Here is a 16,802-nt window from a genome sequence, read left to right on the forward strand (position 1 = left end):
GCTGCGGTCAACAGCAGCTCCGCGCGCGTGCGCGCTGCCGTCAGCAGCAGAACCGCCCGCGTGCCCGCTGTGGTCAACAGCGGAACCGCCCGCGTACCCGCTGTGGTCAACAGCTGCTCCGTCCGGGTACGCGCTGCGGTCAACAGCAGCTCCGCGCGCGTGCGCGCTGCCGTCAGCAGCAGAACCGCCCGCGTGCCCGCTGTGGTCAACAGCGGAACCGCCCGCGTAACCGCTGTGGTCAACAGCTGCTCCGCCCGCGTGCGCGCTGCCGTCAGCAGCAGAACCGCCCGCGTGCCCGCTGTGGTCGACAGCAGAACCGCCCGGGACGCCGCTGCGGTGAACAGCTGCTCCGTCCGGGGCGCCGCTGTGGTCAACAGCCGTTTCGTCGGCGATGCCGCGACCGTCGGCGGCGGGACCGCTCGGGATCGCGCGGACGTCAGCGGCGGAACTGTTCGTCTGGGTGCTGCTGTCTGTGGCGGTGCGGTCGGTGGTGGTGGGGCTGGCGGCGATGACTTGGCCGTTGACGATGAGGGCGGCGTATGGGAGGCGTAGTGCGGAGCGGATTGCCGCGACCACGCCCGGAAGGCCGGCGGACAGCTGCTCGCCGACCCGGGACGCCACGCGCGCCGGATCGTGCCGATCGCCGTACAGGGCTCGGTCGACCAGTTGCTGAAGCCGGGGCAGCACCGGCGCGATGACCAGCGCCACGAACACGGTCACCGCGGCTGACCGCCCGACCTGTGACGCGATCAGCGAGTCGAGTAACGCGACCAACGCCGCATAGATGCCAATGGCAACCAGCGACAAGAGCGCCCACGTCAGCGCACGCGACACGACCAACCGGATGTCGAGCAGCTGGTAGCGGACGATCGCGACAGCGACCGCGATCGGGATCAGCGGAATCGCCAGCAGGACGAGGATCGGCGTACCGGCGACGAAGGCCCACGGGACGACGAAGAGCAGCGCGATCACCGAGGCCAGCAGCAACCACAGCAGTTGCCGGCGGCCCGCTTCGTCAGCCCGGCGGTAGCGGATCCCGAGGCAGATCAGGGCCAGCAGGAGTGCGGCGAGGTTGCGCACCTCGGTCGCTGTCCACAGTGGTTGCAGAGCGTCGAAGTTCGGCACGGTCACTAAGCCGAGAGGAAGATCGGGCGAGATCGCTTCGCCGCTCCCGATCATCTCCAGCACGAAGAGCGGTGCGGTCACAATGATCCCGATCGCGGCCCAGCGCCAGCGCGGGGACAACAACCGGCCGTCCGGGAAAAGCAACAGCGCGAGCGGCAGGAACAGTCCGATCGACCACGGCCAGGCAGCCATCGAGACGGTAACGAGCACCCGCTGGGCGAGCTCGCCGTGCACGACATAGGCGAGGGTGTTGGCGAACGGCGTGGTGGCGTGCCCGATGCCGTCCGCGAGGAACAGCCAGCCGATCGGGTTGGCCGGCCGGTGCCAGGCGATCACCGCGCCGCACAGGCCGAAGGTGAGGCCCATCAGGCCGTTCGTCACGGAGAAACTGTCGACCAGCTCGCGCCAGCCCCACCCGATCGAGACGCCGTAGGCCACGGCGAAAACCACCTCGGCGACCACCAGCGCGGCCAGCGCGGCGGCGAGGCCTCGGCGGTTCCGGGACGTTGTCATATCCGCAGTGTGCTCCCGAAAGGTTCCCGGCGTCTCGGGAAAGCGATCCCGGATCGGGCGGGGAACTGCCCGCCGGCGAGGGAATCCACCCTCAGGCGGACAGCTGCCCGCAGGGACGACGGTGGTGCCAACACCGGAACAAGGGGGTAGGGAAATGTACAGATTCGGGCTGGTTCTCCTCGGGCTGCTCGCCCTGATGGACGTGGCGACACCGCTCCTCACGGACGGGGATCACCCGCCGATGAGCGTCGCGATCGGGGCCTCGGTGATCGGGCTGATCAGCCTGGTGCTGGTCGGGTACGCCTGGCGCGGGAAGCGCTGGACGCTGGCGCCGTTGATCACGCTGCGGTTGGCTTCTGCGCTGCTCGCCGTACCGGCGTTCTTCGTGTCCGATGTACCCGCTGCCGCGGTCGCCGCGGCCGGATTCGGGGTCGCTGCGACGGTCGTCGGCGTGATCGCCGTACTGCTGCCGAAGCGCGAGTTGGCAGGTGCGCGATGACACAGACGATCAGCCGTACGACGTCCCGCCCGGACATCCGGCCCGCGTGGCGGTTGGTGGCAGCGCTCGTCCTGCCGATCGGGCCGGCCGCGGTGGCGCTGCTCCGGTTCCTGCTTCCGTACGACACCGCGGACGACGTCTCGACAATGACCAGCAAGATCGTCGGTCACCTCGATCGCAGTTCGACGATCCTGTGGCTGTCCTACCTCGCGTTGGTCACGCTGGTGCCGGGTGTGTACTTCGTCGGACGACTGGCCCGCCGTGGCGCGCCCTGGCTGACCGGGATCGCGGTGTTCCTCATCGTCCCGGGCTACCTGTCGTTGCCCTGGCTGGCGGGGAGCGACGTGTTCACCTGGTCGGCGGGCACCGCCGGTGTCGATCAGGCGACGATCACGAGGATCGCCGAGGTCACGCACGGCTCGGTGGATGTCGCCGGAACCGTGTTCGTGGTCGGGCACGTACTCGGCACCATCCTGCTCGGGATCGCGATGTGGCGTTCCGGAGTGGGCGGCCGGTGGGCGGCGCTGGCGGTCGCGGTCTCGCAGCCGCTGCACCTGATCTCGGTCATCATCAGCAGCCACCCGCTCGACCTGGTCGGCTGGGGACTGCAGGCAGTGGGGTTCGCCGCGGTGGGGTGGGCGATCCTCCGGATGCCGAACGACGAATGGCAGCCACTGTCGTGAAGCGTTCCCGGGCCTGTCGGACCGGACGGGCCTGGGCGCGCGGGTTCAAACCCTGAAGAATAATCGCACGGAATGCAGGACTACCGTCGCGTACCGTGAATTGGTCGCGTTTCTCGCGTGCCCGTGGCAGCATTCTCGAATTGGGGATGAGGATTATGTCGCGAGCGAAACGGGCAATACCTCAGGCGCATCGCGCGGTGTGGCTGGCTGTCGGGATCGTCGCCGCGCTGGGCGCCGCGGCGTGGGTGGCGATCGCACAGGCCGGCTCCGGGGGCGGGTCCGCGGATCCGTCGGCACAGATCACCACGCATTCGGCACATCTGGCAACCCCGACGCTCAGTACGCCGCCTGCGACCGAGCGCAACGTGGTGAATCCGGGCGCGGCCGCGTGCGTCAAGGAAATCCAGGCGGCGGAAGCCGTTGTCGCGGCGGCGGGTAATGCCACTGAGCATTGGCGTGAACACGTACAGGCACGGACCGATTTGCTGGCCGGTAAGAATTCCGAGGAACAGACAAAGGCAATCTGGAAGCGCACCCGGCTGCTCGGTCCCGCGGATGAAGTCGCGGTGAATTCAGCGGTCGCCGAGCGTGCGAAGGTGAAGGGCAGCTGTGCCGGCGTACCGGGCAAGGCGGCCGCGGTGTGCAAGCTGCGGCTCGCCGCCCTCGACGCCGCGGGCTCGGCGGACCGCGCCGCCGCGGGGGACTGGGCGGCCCATTTGCAGGCGATGGCCGCTCACGCGGCGGGGGATTTCGGCGCCGAGCATGCGCAGGATCTTTGGGTCGCCGCCTGGACCGCCGCGCCACGGAATCTCAACGCGGCGGCCCGCGCCACTGCGGCCCTCGCGGACGCGCCGGCCTGCAAGCCCGCCTGACGCCGTGGTCAAACCCCGTGCTGCTTGAGGAAACTTACTGTCTTTGTCATGGACGTCGGCCACGCGGGGCCGAACGCGTGTTCCTCGCCGGGGTACGTGAACAGCGTCGCGTCCTTCCCCGCAGCCTTGAGAGCGGCGAGGGTTTCGCGGGACCAGGCGATCGGGCAGGTCGAGTCGGACTCGCCGTGGTGGATCAGCACCGGCTCGGTCACGCGGCCGAAGAAGTTCACCGCGGACAGGTTTCGCCAGAACGACGGGTTCGTTGCCGGTTCGCCGTACCTGCGCAGGATCTGGGCGGCGACCGGCCGATCCGGTCGCGTCCAGCGGTTGAAGTTGTCGACGGCATCCGAGCTGACCGGCGCGAAAACGACGGCGGCCTTCACGAGACCGGGCTGCGTCGCGAGCACGTTGTAGGTGATTCCGCCGCCCATCGAGCGGCCGAGCAGTGCGATCCGCGATGGGTCGACGTACTGCGAGGTGCGGAGCGCGAGGACGGCGTTGACGACGTCCTCGGTGTAGCCGAGTCGCAGGTTGATTTCGGAGCTCGGATCCTTCGAGGACTCGGCGTGGTTGCGGTAGTCGGTATGAAGGACGACGTACCCACGGCGGGCGAGGTAGTCCTGCTCACGCATCAGTCCGCGACCGTTCGTGTAGACGGCCGGGTCGATGTAGCCGTGGTTCAGGACGAGTGCCGGGTGCGGTCCTGGGGTTGAGGGGACGTTCATGATCCCCGAGATCGTCAGCGTCGCGCTGCGGTAGGTGACGTGATAGCGCGTGTACGCCGAGTTGCGGGCGAGCACGCGGCCGAGTCGAAGGCCGTCGCCGTTGTACTTCTTCGTCGTCAACGCCTGCAGCGATACCGGGTTGGGAGCGGTCGAAGTCGGGACGGTCGGTCGTGGTGAGGTGGTCGGGGGAGCGGCGGACGGCGTGGGGGAGGTCGCGCTCGGTGGCGGCGCAGGGGGTGCCGCGTCGTCGTTGGTGCAGGTGATCGCGGCCGTCGTCATCAACGCGACGACTCCCGCCCACGCCATCCGCCGGCTCATACAGCCAAGTCTGCCGTGGCCTCCGGAGAAGTCCGCGAAAGTTCCGGCAACGATTGGCCGCCGGGCCACTGCACGATCAGTACGGCGGACAGTACGAGCGCTCCACCCAGCCACTGCACGGCGCTCAGGTGCTCGCCGAAGACGAGCGCCGCCGCGACGACCGTCACGACCGGCTCGAAGATCGACAGGATCGAGGCCACCGACGGGCCGACCCGGGCCATCCCGGCAAAGAAGAACAGGATCGCCGCGACGGTGCTGATGAGCGCGACAGCGGCCAGCCACAGCCAGCCGATCGGGGCAAACGTCAGATCAGTTCCGCGGAAGAGGCCGAGAACCAGGAAGGTGCCGAAGGCGCCAGTGCACACCAGCGCCGTCAGCGCGAGCGGCTGGACGTCGGTGGTCAGCGAATCGCCGACCAGGATGTAGCCGGTGTAGACGATTGGTGCACCCAACGCCAGCAGGACGCCGAGCAGGTCGAACCGCCCGGTCATCGCCCCGCTGAGCACCAGCCCGATCCCGACCAGCGCGACCGCCAGCGCCCCAAGGCGCCGGCGTGACGCGCGTTCGCGGCGCAGCGCGATCGCCCCGACCATCACCAGCACCGGATACAGGTACAGCAGCAGCGCGACCAGTGACGCGTCGATGCGAGCCAGCGCGGAGAAGTACAGGCCGGATTGGGCGGCGTACCCGAACACGCCCATACCGAGTCCGGTGAGGACGGCCCGGCGGGGCAGGTTGCGGAGCGAACCGCGGGCGAACGCGAGGGCGAGCAGTAGCGCGCCGGCGAGACCGAAGCGGACCAGGAGGAGGGCGTCCACTGACACGCCCGCGTCGTACGCGAGCTTGCCGAAGACGGCCATGACCCCGAAGGTGGCGGCGGAAAGAAGGCAGAAGAGGCGTCCCACATCATCGATGGTCAGGGGAGCAGACCGTTCACGTCTATCACGGCTTCACGGACAGCATTGTGAAGCTAAGCTGAACGAATGATGGATCTGCACCGACTGCGGTTGCTGCGGGAGGTCCACGGCCGCGGAACAGTTCACGGCGCGGCCCGCGCGCTCGGCTACTCGCCCAGCGCGATCTCGCAGCAACTGGCCGTTCTGGAGCGTGAGACCGGGACCCGATTGCTCGAGCGGGTCGGTCGCAATGTGCGGCTGACTGCGGCGGGCGAGGTGCTGGTGCGGCACGCGACGGCGCTGCTGGACGGAGTCGAAGCAGCCGAGGCGGAGTTGGCTGCCGTCGCGGCCGGCCGGGTTGCGGGAGTGGTCCGGATCGCGTCGTTCCAGTCCGCCTTCATTCGCGTAGTCGCTCCGGCGATTCGCAGCCTCGCGACGACGCATCCCGATATCCGCGTCGAGGCCGCCGAGCTCGAGGTCGAGCAGGCCGCGCCCGCGCTTCGGTTGCAGCAGTTGGACGTCATGGTCGGCGACGAGTACGACGGCCAGCCGCGCGCCGTACACACCGACCTGCATCGTGAGCACCTGCTCCGCGAACAGATCCGCGTCATTCTCCCCGAGGATCATCCGGAGGCCGCTGCCGACCGCGTCCCGCTGAGGCAGCTCACAGACCTGCCGTGGGCTGCGTGCCAGCCCAACACCGGTCACCGCGAGATGCACGTCCGCGTGTGCCGTGAGCTCGGCGGGTTCGAGCCCGACATCCGCTACAGCTCCGACGACTTCCTCATCCTGCTCGAGCTCGTCCGTACGACGGGTGCGGGCGCACTGCTCCCGGATCTCGTCATCGGTGCGGGCGCTCCAGGCGTCGCCGTACGGCTGCCGGCCGAAGGGGATGTCGGGCGGGCGGTGTTCCTGCTGACCCGCCGTACCCGAACTCCCGCGGTCGCGGCAGTCGCCGATGCTCTGGCCACTGCTGCCACCGATCAAACGAGGTCGTGACGCAGCAGCACGGTCCGGTCGTCGAAGGACCGGGTCTCCGCCAGCCGGAGCGTACGTCGACCGGTCGGCTGGTGGACCGGCTTGCCGCCGCCGAGCACCACCGGGTGCACGATCACGTGGTATTCGTCGAGCAGCCCGAGCCCGGTCAGCGCCGCCGCGACGGTCGAGCTCCCCGTCAGCAGGATGTCCTTGCCCGGCTCCGCCTTGATCGCCTCGAGGTCCTTGGCGTTGCGGACGATGCGCGTGTTCCAATCGGCGCTTTCGAGGGTCGTCGAGAGGACGAGTTTCGGCGTACGGCGCCAGACCGGCGCGAACTCGATCGCGTGCTGGTCGGGGTTCATCGCCTCGGCGTTCGGCCAGTACGACGACATCATTTCCCAGACCGTCCGCCCGTACAGGAACAGGTCGGCGCGCTCGGTCAGCGACATCGAGTACGCACCGAGCTCCGGCCCGAGCACCGGCCAGTCGAACTCGCCGTTCGGCCCCTCGATGAAGCCGTCGAGCGACTGGTGCACGTAGTACATGATCTTCCGCATGATGTCCTCCCGGTGATGGCTGCCTGTGCCTCCCGGTCGGAGCAGGTCGCCCGGCTTTGACATCGGTTCAGGAAATCCAGCCGAGACTTTCGAGGGTGTCCGTCGTCGGTTTGTACTCGCAGGCTGCGACGCCCTGATATCCGGCAGCTCGCAACGCGTCGAGAGTCGCGTCGATCGGCAGCCCTCCGGATCCCGGCTCGCCGCGTCCCGGGCTGTCGGCGAGCTGGACGTGCGCGACCGGAACCGTCGACGCCGTGGCGAGCAGGTCGACCCGGTTGCTGCCGAGGTGGAACGTGTCGAACAACAGCGAGAGATTGTCGACGTCCCGCAATGGGCCGCTGAGGAGCCGCAGGACGTCGTCCGCGGTGAGCAGGGGATAGCGGCCGTTCAACCCCTTGGTCAGTGGCTCGATCAGGACCGTGCCACCCACGGCGGCCACGGCCGAGGCGGCGGCACCGATCGCGGCTGTTGCAGTCTTCTCCTGCTCCTCCGGCGACCAGCGGTCGTCGAGTTGCCCGTAGAGCAGGTTGAACAGCCGGCAGCCGGTGCGCTCGGCGATCCCGACCATCGCTCGCACGTTGGCAGTCAGCTGTTCCTGCCGATCCGGATGCGATGCGACGCCGCGCTCCCCGCCCGGTATGTCTCCGCCGTAGAAGTTCAAGGCGCCCAGCGACACCCCGGCGGCCGACACGGTGCGCACGAAGTCGTCGACCTCGGCCGTCGACGGATCGGGTACGGCGAACGGCCACCAGGACTCCACGACCCGGAAACCGGCCTGCGCCGCCGCGGCGAACCGCTCCGGATACGGCAGCTCGGTGAACAGCATCGAGACGTTCGCACTCAGCTCGTGGCCGCGATACTTCATCGCCGAAGACTAACATCAGCTCTTGCCAGTCGTGCATTCTTGTCTAACAATCTTACGACTACCAACGACGCCGGAGGTGCGATGCACACCGAGCACGAGAACCAAGTAGTCGACTCCGATCCGGACTGGCCGTTGGCGGCGACCCGCTGGGCCCAGATCACGTTGGCCGAGGACGATCCCGCGCATTTCGACGCGGACTTCTGGCTGCGGCTGATGCGCGACAGCAAGGCGAACGCGACCTGCATCAGCGCGGGCGGGTACGTCGCCTACTACCCGACGGAGATCGAGTACCACTACCGGAGCAAGTTCCTCGGCGGCACCGACCCGTTCGGCACGCTCGTCGACGGCGCCCGCAGCCTCGGCATGAGTGTGATGGCGCGGGTCGACCCGCACGCGGTCCACGCCGACGCCGCAGCGGCGCACCCCGAGTGGCTGGCCCGCGACCGGGACGGCAACCCGATCGAGCACTGGGCGTACCCCGGTATCTGGCTGACGTGCGCGTTCACGCCGTACCACCGGGAATTCGTCACCGAGGTGATTCGCGAGATCGTCCGCGAGTACGGCGTGGACGCGGTCTTCGCCAATCGGTGGGAGGGGTACTACGGGATCTCGTACAGCGAGGACGCCCGCAGGTCGTTCCGGGACGAGACCGGTCTGGAGTTGCCGTCCGAGGAGCACGGCGAGGGCTGGCCGGAGTACGTCGCTTGGCGGCGCCGGCGACTCGGGGACCTGGTCGGCATCTGGGACCAGGCGGTCCGCGACCTCCGCCCGCATGCCCGCTTCGTGCCGAACATGGGTGCGCTCGCGGCGCGCGACCTGGCCCGTGATCTGGCCGAGCCGGTCGCGCCGCTGTTCATCATCGACAAGCAGGGCCGGCACGGTATCGAGGCGCCGTGGGCGGCCGGCCGGAACGGGAAGCGCAATCGAGGAGTGTTCCCGGACCGTCCGGTACGACTCATCACCTCCGTCGGGCCCGAGCACAAGTACCGCTGGAAGGACTCCGTCGCGCCGCCCGAGGAGACGAAGACCTGGATCGTCGACGGGTTCGCGCAGGGCGCGCTGCCGTGGTTCACGAAGTTCAACGCGAGCGTGCCGGACCAGCGCTGGGTGCGGCCGGTGGTCGAGGCGTTCAACCTGCACGCAGCTGTCGAACCGGTGCTCAAGGATCTGCGGATCACTGCCGAGGTGGCGCTGCTCGACCCGACCCGGACCGGCCAGTTGCGGGCCGGCGACAACGACCACGAGGACGGCTTCTACCACGCGCTCGTCGAGGCGCGCGTGCCGTTCGAGTTCGTCTCCGACCAGGCGATGACCGTGGAGCGGTTGAGCGGGTTCAAGGTCGTCGTCCTCGCCAACGCCGAGCAGCTCAGCGACGACCAGTGCGCGATCCTGCGGTCGTACGTCGAGGGTGGCGGGTCGCTGGTGGCGGCGTACCAGAGCTCGCTGTACGACGAGAACGGGAACCAGCGGGCCGATTTCGGGCTGGGGGACGTGCTCGGCGTCCGCCTGACCGAGGCGAGCCGGCCGGTGCAGAACAACTACATCGCGCTGACGGACGCGCATCCGTTGAACGCCGGCTTCGAGGGTACGACGCGGATCATTGGCGGCACCCACATCATCGGGGTGGAGTCGGACGCTGTGACGCCGTTCCGGTTCATCCCGGACTTCCCGGACCTGCCGATGGAGGAGGTGTACCAGCGGGAGGCTCCGGACAAGCCCGCGGTGATCTGCACGGAGAACGCCCGGGGCGGCCGGACGGTGTACTTCCCGTTCGACCTCGGAGCGATCTTCTGGGAGGCATTGCAGTCCGACCATGGCCGCTTGATCGCCAACGCCGTCGGTTGGGCTTTGGGGAAGACGCCGTCGGTGACCGTCGAGGGTGCTGGATTGGTGGACGTCGCAGTCCATCGAGGCGAGAACGAAGTCGCCGTTGCCTTGGTCAACCTCACGAATCCGATGGCGATGCGAGGGGCGATCCGCGAGACCCTCCCGCTGCCGCCGCAGACCGTGTCGATCGCCGTACCGACGGATCGGCCGAAGGTCCGCCTGCTGGTGGCCGGGGTCGACCTGGAGCCGGCGGTCGTGGACGGGCGGGCAGAGATCGTGATCCCGACCGCCGGGCTGCTCGAGGTCGTGCACGTCGATTGGAGCCAGTTATGAGGATCGGGTTCGTCGGGCTCGGGGTGATGGGCCGGCCGATGGCGGACAACTTGGTTGCTGCCGGCCACGAACTCTCCGTCTATCGCGGCCGGACCGACCTCGAGGCACAGGTGTGCGCCTCGGCCAAGGAGGTGGCCGAGCGGTCCGAGGTGGTGATCCTGATGGTGCCGGACACCCCTGACGTCGAGGCGGCGTTGTTCGCGCCGGGCGGCGCCGCTGAGGGGCTGCGGCCGGGGTCGTTGGTGATCGACATGAGTTCGATCTCGCCGACCGCGACCATCGGCTTCGCGCAGCTGATCGAGAAACTGGGGTGCGACTACCTCGACGCCCCGGTGTCCGGCGGCGAGGTCGGTGCGCGGGACGGGACGCTGACGATCATGGTCGGCGGCCGGGCGGACGTGTTCGAGCGGGCGCGGCCGATCTTCGACGTCCTCGGGAAGAACGTCACGCTGATCGGCGGTCCCGGCGCCGGGCAGACCGCGAAGGTCGCGAACCAGATCATCGTTGGGCTGACCATCGAAGCGGTCGCCGAGGGACTGCTGTTCGCGGAACGGGCCGGCGCGGATCCGGCCGTCGTCCGGCAGGCGCTGATGGGCGGGTTCGCAAGCTCACGCGTTCTCGAGGTGCACGGCGAGCGGATGGTCAACGAAGCCTTCGAGCCGGGGTTCCGGCTGCGGCTGCACCGCAAGGATCTCGGGCTGGCCGTCCAGGCCGCGGCCGAACTGGATCTGCCGCTGCCGAACACCGCCGCGACGCAGCAGTTGATGAACGCTGCCATCGCGGACGGAGACGGGGAGTTGGACCACTCCGCGCTCTACCGGACGTTGCGCCGGGAGCAGTCATGAGGTTGTGGTGGCAGGACCCGTTCCGGATGTTCCAGACCAACCTGCGCGAGATCGACGCCGGGCTGGACGTCGAATCGGTGCTGGACTATCTGGAGGATTTCGGCGCTGACACCTGGTTGCTGAGCGTCGGCGGGATCCTGTCGAACTACCCGACCGATCTGGAGTTCCAGACCCGCAACCCGTACCTGGCGGAGCGCCCGTCCGGTGACCTGGTCGGCGACGCGGTGAAGGCGGCGGCGCGGCGCGGCATCCGCGTGATGGGCCGGATGGACTTCTCCAAGATCGACCACCGGCGGGCGGAGGCACATCCGGACTGGTGCTTCGTCGGACCGAGCGGGGCGCGGCAGGTCTACAACGGGCTGACGAGCGTGTGCCCGAGCGGTGACTACTACCAGGTGAAGCTGTTCGAGGTCCTCGACGAGGTGCTCGATCGATATCCGCTGGACGGCTTCTTCTGCAACTGGATGTCGTTCAACGAGGTCGACTACAGCCGCGTCTACCACGGGGTCTGCCACTGCGTGGCTTGTCAGGAGCGGTACGACGGGGTGCTGCCGGACGACCGTGACTCACCCGGGTATGCGGACTGGCTACGGTTCTCGAAGGAAGTGCTGGCCGATCTCACCGGCAGGATCCGGGAGCACCTGGCGGCTCGACGTCCGGAGGCACCGTTGGTCCTCGGCGATCAGGCGGACATCGTGTTTCACGAGGCGATCAACGCGGTCGGGCGACGGCTGTGGCATCACCGAACCAGCGAGAGCGTGAGCGCGGCGAAGACGTTCCGTCCCACGGTCCCGGTGCTGACCAACTCGGTGGGCTTCGTGGACATGCCGTACCGGATGGCGAGTGAGGATCCGCATCACTTCGCGCAGTACCTGGTGCAGGCGATCGCCCGCGGCGCCAACCCCTCGACGTACATCATGGGGACACCGGCCACCACGCCGTACGCCTGCCTGGACGTCGCGTCCCGGCTCACGCGGTTCCACCGTGACCACGCGGAGGTCTATCGCGACCTGGTACCGGCCGCGCAGACGCTACTGGTCAGACCAGTGCACTCTCGGGCCGAGTTCGAAGGTCTCTACCTCTCGCTCCTGCAGCGCCATGTGCCGTTCGACGTGCTGCCGCAAGAGCGTCTCGGCGAGGCGGACCTGAGCCGCTATCGAACAGTCGTGCTGCCGAATGTCGGACCAGTGGACCTAGGCGCCTATGCCGGTCGAGTAGTCGCCACCGGCACCACAACGGCGCTTTCCGTCCGGACGATCGCACGGTACGAAACAGAGGCGGAGACCCGCTCTCTGCACCTCGAGGGCGGTGTCCCGGTGTTCGGGACCTTCAACGTCATCGAGGCGCCGTCCGACGCCGAGATCGCGCTACGAGCCCTGTCGAGGGCGCCGTACGGCCCGCCGGAGAAGTGTTACGGACACGTGCCGCTCGACCATCCCGGGATGGTCAAGCAGGGCAACGTGGTGCTGTTCCCGTGGACCATCGGACAGGCCTATCGGGAAGTGGGGTTGAGCGTTCATCGCGATCTGTTCGTGGATCAGGTGGGCGGAGCGGTGGAGACGGACCTGCCGGAGCAGGTGGAGATCGTGGTGGGGCGGTCGGCGGCGGGGTTCGTCGTACATCTGCTGAACAGATCGGGGGACACCGACCAGCGATTCGCTCCGCCCGTACGGATCGGACCGGCCTGGTCGCGGGTGCCGGCCGGCGTACGCGAGGTGCGGGCGCTGGTGGCGCAGGAGGACCTGCCGGTAAGCGACGGGTGGGTGCAGGTGCCGGAGATCGGGTTGTTCGACGTACTCGTCTGTGTGTGAGGAGAACGAGATGGATCGGCGAGGATTTCTCAAGCTTTCACTGGGAACCGGGCTCGCGGCGACCGCTGTCGCGGGGTGCAGCGGGAGTGGCGGCGGACCGTCGGGCGGTGGTGGCGACGTCACGCTGCGGTACGCGTGGTGGGGCAACAACATCCGCCAGCAGAACTACACCAAGGCCCTGAAGCAGTTCAGTACGGCGAACCCGTCGATCACGATCGAGCCGGAGTTCGCCGACTACACCGCCTTCCAGGAACGGATGACGACGCAGATCGCGGCCCGCGACGTTCCGGACATCTTCTGGATCGCGTCGCCGCAGGTGATGACGTACCACAAGAGCAAGCTGTACCGGAAGCTCGACGACATTCCCACGCTGAAGTGGGACGACTACAGCAAGGAAGACCTGGAGACCTTCAAGCTCGACGGGCAGCTCAACACGCTGCCGTTCGGCATCTTCACTCCGGTGATCCGCTACAACGAGACCGTCGCCAAGGCCGACGGCGTGACCATTCCCGCCGAGGGGCCGGGCTGGACCTGGGACAGTCTCGCCGAGCTCCTCGTTGCCTACAGCAAGAACAATCCTGGGAAGCGCAAGGGTACGCCGTACGCACCCGACCACGACCTCACGTTCGAGGCCTGGCTGCGGCAGCGGGGTGAGCAGTTGTGGACCCAGGACGGTCAGGTCGGGTTCACGGTGGACGGTCTGGGCAGCTGGCTCGACTGGTGGGAGAAGCTGCGCAAGGCCGGCGGTGCGTTGTCGCTCAGCGAGCAGGAGGGAATGGGCCCGGACTGGGCTCAGGTGGGGAAGAAGGTCCTGGTGAACTTCGGCAACTCCAACCACATCATCGACGACGCGAAGATGTTCCCGAAGGAGAAGTTCCGGCTGCGGGCGGCGCCGATCGCCGCGGGAGCGCCGGCCGGCCACAAGTACCTGTACTTCCCGCGGATGGCGATCTACCAGCGGATCGACGACGGCAACCTGGAGGCGGCCGGCAAGGTCCTCGACTACAACGTGAACAACGCCGAGATGCTGAAGACCGTCCGGCTGACCATGGGCGCGCCGACGAACCCGAAGGTCGCCGAGCAGGCCGCCGCGTTCGCGAGCCCGGACGAGAAGGAGATGCTCGCTGTCGTCGCGAAGGAACGCGCGGCCGAGCGGAAGCCCCGGTACGAGGCGCCTCCCGGGTCGAGCACCTGGCGGACCGCGATGGCCCGGATCTGCGAGGAGATCGCGCTGGGCAAGACGGCCGTGCCGGCCGGTGCGAAGAAGTTGGTCGACGAGATCGGCGCCGGGATCAAGCGGGCCGCATGACGTCCCGCTCGAAGTTCTACCTCAATCGCCAGGGGCGGGCGGCACACGTGTTCCTGATCCCCTGGCAGTTGGGGTTCCTGCTGATCACCGCGGTGCCGTTGCTCGCGTCGCTGTACCTGGCGTTCACGAACTACGACATCCTCAATCCGCCGGAGTGGACCGGGCTGGAGAACTTCCAGCGGATGATCCACGACGACCAGTTCTGGGCCTCGGTCCGCGTGACCCTGATCTACGTGCTGGTGTCGGTGCCGCTGCAGCTCGCCTTCGCGTTGCTGCTCGCGCTGATCCTCGACCGCGGCCTGAGCGGATTGGCGTTCTACCGCAGCGCGTTCTACCTGCCGTCACTGCTGGGGTCTTCGGTGGCGATCGCGATCCTGTGGCGGGAGATCTTCGGTGACGACGGTCTGATCAACAAAGGGCTGGCGCTGATCGGGATCCACGGCGAGAGCTGGCTGCAGAACCCGCGGACCGCGCTGGCGACACTGATCGTGCTGAACGTGTGGACGTTCGGCTCGCCGATGGTGATCTTCCTGGCGGGCCTGCGGCAGATCCCTGACGAGCTGTACGAGGCGGCGCGTGTCGACGGCGCTGGTGTCTGGCGGCAGTTCACGCACGTGACAGTTCCGCTGCTCACGCCGATCATTTTCTTCAACCTGATCCTGCAGACGATCGGCGCGTTCCAGACCTTCACCCAGGCGCACATCGTCAGCGGCGGCACCGGCGGTCCGGCGAACTCGACGCTGTTCTACACGCTGTACGTGTACCAGCAGGGGTTCGTCGCCTTCGACATGGGCTACGCATCGGCGCTGGCCTGGGTGCTGATGGTGGCGATCGCCGTGGTGACAGCACTGCATTTCCTGGTCTCGAAGTACTGGGTCTTCTACGGAGACAGCTGATGGAGCGCTCTGTCCTGAAACACACCGGGCTGCTGGTGTTCGTGGCGTTCATGATCTATCCGCTGGTGTGGATGGTGGTGAGCGCGTTCAAACCGCCCGAACAGATCCTGACCGAACCGGGCATCATCCCGTCCGACCTGACGTTCGAGAACTTCAAGGACGGCTGGCACGCGCTGAACCGGCCCTTCTCGGTGTTCTTCGTGAACTCGCTGATCGTCACGATCGCCTCGATCGCCGGCAACCTGTTCTCCTGCTCACTGACGGCGTACGCGCTGGCCCGGCTGCAGTTCCGGATGCGGAAGGTGTACTTCGCGATCACGCTCGCCTCGGTGATGCTGCCGTTCCACGTGCTCGTGATTCCGCAGTACATCTTCTTCTCTCAGCTCGGCCTGGTGAACACCTACTGGCCGCTGCTGATCCCGAAGTTCCTGGCCACCGACGCGTTCTTCGTCTTCCTGATGGTCCAGTTCATCCGGACCTTGCCGCGCGAGCTCGACCGGGCGGCCTGGATCGACGGCGCCGGCCCGTTCCTGACCTTCTGGTACGTCGTGCTGCCGCTGATGCGACCGGCGCTGGTGACGACCACGATCTTCACCTTCATCTGGACCTGGAACGATTTCTTCGTACCGTTGATCTACCTGACCAGGACGCAGGCGTTCACCGTGCCGGTGGCGCTGAACTCGATGGTCGACTCCGAGACCCAGAGTGGAGTGGGCATGCTGTTCGCGATGTCGTTGCTGTCGCTGGTCCCGATCCTGATCTTCTTCGCCGTGGCCCAGAAGTACCTGATCCGCGGCATCGCGACGACGGGACTGAAGTGATGATCGTTGTAGTGGGCAAGGAAACACCGGCGTACGTCGCGGCGGCGGGGGAGCAGGCGGTGCGCTTCGTCGACTCACTCGACGACGCCTCGGACGTCTACGGCGAGATGGAGGCGGTCGTCGGTCACGTGCCGCCGGACGTGCTGGTCAAGGCCCCGCGGCTGCGCTGGGTGCACAGTCCGTCGGCCGGGGTCGACGCCGACCTCACGCCGGAGATGCTCGCGTCGGAGGTCGTCCTCACCTCGAGCGCCGGCAACGGCGGGATCTCGCTCGCCGAGCACTCGATCCTGCTGATGCTGATGCTCAATCGCGACGTACCGCGGTGGATGCGCGCGCAGGCGGAGCACCGCTGGGACCACTACCGTCACGGCGAGCTGGCCGGCCGGACCGTGGGTATCTACGGTCTCGGCAACTCCGGTCTCGATCTCGCGCTGAAGGCGAAGGCATTCCACATGCGAGTTCTCGGCGTACGGCGGCGTGCTGAGCAGCCTGCGCCGAACGTCGACGAGCTGTGCGATCTCGACCGGTTGCTCGCGGAGTCGGACTTCGTCGTGGTGACGACGCCGCGGACGCCCTCGACGGTCGGTGTCTTCGGGCGGGACGCGTTCGCGCGGATGAAGCCGACGGCGTACTTCATCTGCATCTCGCGCGGCGGGATCGCCGACGACGAGGCCCTGCTCGAGGCGCTCCGGACCGGGCAGATCGCGGGCGCCGGCCTGGACGCGCACGGAGTGGAACCGCTGCCGCCCGACAGCCCGTTCTGGTCGTTGCCGAACGTCGTCGTCACGCCACACAACGGCGCCACCAGCGACGGCACCCTCCGGCGGCACCAGGAGATCGTCGCGGACAACATCCGCCGTTTCGTCGCCGGTGAGCCGTTGCGGAACGTGGTGGACAAGGCCGCGGGTTACTAGGCCAGTACACTTGCC

15 protein-coding genes and 1 pseudogene are annotated in these 16,802 nt (G+C 67.9%); 11 read left to right on the forward strand and 5 right to left on the reverse strand.

Going from position 1 to position 16,802, the window contains the following annotated elements; all coding sequences use genetic code 11:
- Positions 1-1,638 (reverse strand): annotated as a pseudogene (locus EV647_RS40155) (hypothetical protein); the annotation flags it as partial.
- Between the two features lie 154 nt (positions 1,639-1,792).
- Between EV647_RS40155 and EV647_RS40160 the strand changes: the two are divergent.
- From EV647_RS40160 to EV647_RS42385, 3 genes are all read left to right on the forward strand, one after another.
- Positions 1,793-2,137, forward strand: coding sequence for a hypothetical protein (locus tag EV647_RS40160; RefSeq protein ID WP_134012693.1), 345 nt, complete (start codon positions 1,793-1,795; stop codon positions 2,135-2,137).
- A complete protein-coding gene (locus EV647_RS40165; RefSeq protein ID WP_134012695.1) occupies positions 2,134-2,820 on the forward strand; it encodes an MFS transporter in 687 nt (228 codons plus the stop codon). Before EV647_RS40160 ends, EV647_RS40165 begins: the two co-directional genes overlap by 4 nt.
- Positions 2,821-2,975: 155 nt before the next feature.
- Positions 2,976-3,692: a hypothetical protein gene (locus tag EV647_RS42385; protein WP_166680551.1), complete on the forward strand. Its 717-nt coding sequence runs from the start codon at positions 2,976-2,978 to the stop codon at positions 3,690-3,692.
- Between the two features lie 8 nt (positions 3,693-3,700).
- Here the strand turns inward: EV647_RS42385 and EV647_RS40175 are convergent, their stop codons facing one another.
- Positions 3,701-4,735 (reverse strand): S9 family peptidase, encoded by a 1,035-nt coding sequence (locus tag EV647_RS40175; protein ID WP_238177633.1) that lies wholly within the window; start codon positions 4,733-4,735, stop codon positions 3,701-3,703.
- The gene (locus EV647_RS40180) at positions 4,732-5,640 is read right to left on the reverse strand and encodes a DMT family transporter (protein WP_134012697.1); all 909 of its coding nucleotides are present in this window, start codon (positions 5,638-5,640) and stop codon (positions 4,732-4,734) included. Before EV647_RS40180 ends, EV647_RS40175 begins: the two co-directional genes overlap by 4 nt.
- A gap of 78 nt (positions 5,641-5,718) precedes the next feature.
- On the opposite strand from EV647_RS40180, the gene EV647_RS40185 reads away from it, so the two are divergent.
- Positions 5,719-6,630: a LysR family transcriptional regulator gene (locus EV647_RS40185; RefSeq protein ID WP_134012699.1), complete on the forward strand. Its 912-nt coding sequence runs from the start codon at positions 5,719-5,721 to the stop codon at positions 6,628-6,630.
- Here the strand turns inward: EV647_RS40185 and EV647_RS40190 are convergent.
- Together EV647_RS40190 and EV647_RS40195 are read right to left on the reverse strand one after the other, a co-directional pair.
- Entirely contained in the window at positions 6,615-7,166 is a 552-nt protein-coding gene (locus tag EV647_RS40190) for a dihydrofolate reductase family protein (protein WP_134012701.1), read from the reverse strand. The two genes, EV647_RS40185 and EV647_RS40190, sit on opposite strands and share 16 nt — an antisense overlap.
- A gap of 67 nt (positions 7,167-7,233) precedes the next feature.
- Positions 7,234-8,031 carry a hydroxypyruvate isomerase family protein gene (locus EV647_RS40195; protein WP_134012703.1) on the reverse strand — a complete coding sequence of 266 codons (798 nt, stop codon included), beginning with the start codon at positions 8,029-8,031 and terminating at the stop codon, positions 7,234-7,236.
- Between the two features lie 81 nt (positions 8,032-8,112).
- Here EV647_RS40195 and EV647_RS40200 point away from each other — a divergent pair, with 81 nt between their 5' ends.
- From EV647_RS40200 to EV647_RS40230, 7 genes are read left to right on the forward strand one after another with little or no spacing between them, the layout of a single operon-like run.
- Positions 8,113-10,191 carry an alpha-amylase family protein gene (locus EV647_RS40200; protein WP_134012705.1) on the forward strand — a complete coding sequence of 693 codons (2,079 nt, stop codon included), beginning with the start codon at positions 8,113-8,115 and terminating at the stop codon, positions 10,189-10,191.
- Complete coding sequence (locus EV647_RS40205; RefSeq protein ID WP_134012707.1) at positions 10,188-11,036, forward strand: 2-hydroxy-3-oxopropionate reductase; 849 nt, start codon at positions 10,188-10,190, stop codon at positions 11,034-11,036. The genes EV647_RS40200 and EV647_RS40205 overlap by 4 nt, the downstream gene beginning before the upstream one ends.
- Positions 11,033-12,847 (forward strand): alpha-amylase family protein, encoded by a 1,815-nt coding sequence (locus tag EV647_RS40210; RefSeq protein WP_134012709.1) that lies wholly within the window; start codon positions 11,033-11,035, stop codon positions 12,845-12,847. The genes EV647_RS40205 and EV647_RS40210 overlap by 4 nt, the downstream gene beginning before the upstream one ends.
- Positions 12,848-12,857: 10 nt before the next feature.
- A complete protein-coding gene (locus tag EV647_RS40215) occupies positions 12,858-14,156 on the forward strand; it encodes an ABC transporter substrate-binding protein (protein ID WP_134012711.1) in 1,299 nt (432 codons plus the stop codon).
- Positions 14,153-15,052, forward strand: coding sequence for a carbohydrate ABC transporter permease (locus tag EV647_RS40220; protein WP_134012713.1), 900 nt, complete (start codon positions 14,153-14,155; stop codon positions 15,050-15,052). The genes EV647_RS40215 and EV647_RS40220 overlap by 4 nt, the downstream gene beginning before the upstream one ends.
- A complete protein-coding gene (locus EV647_RS40225; RefSeq protein ID WP_134012715.1) occupies positions 15,052-15,873 on the forward strand; it encodes a carbohydrate ABC transporter permease in 822 nt (273 codons plus the stop codon). The genes EV647_RS40220 and EV647_RS40225 overlap by 1 nt, the downstream gene beginning before the upstream one ends.
- Positions 15,873-16,787: a D-2-hydroxyacid dehydrogenase gene (locus EV647_RS40230; RefSeq protein ID WP_134012717.1), complete on the forward strand. Its 915-nt coding sequence runs from the start codon at positions 15,873-15,875 to the stop codon at positions 16,785-16,787. The genes EV647_RS40225 and EV647_RS40230 overlap by 1 nt, the downstream gene beginning before the upstream one ends.
- Positions 16,788-16,802: the final 15 nt, after the last annotated feature.

Origin of the sequence: Kribbella sp. VKM Ac-2566 (genome assembly GCF_004366005.1) — a bacterium.
In the GTDB taxonomy this organism is placed as follows: domain Bacteria; phylum Actinomycetota; class Actinomycetes; order Propionibacteriales; family Kribbellaceae; genus Kribbella; species Kribbella pratensis.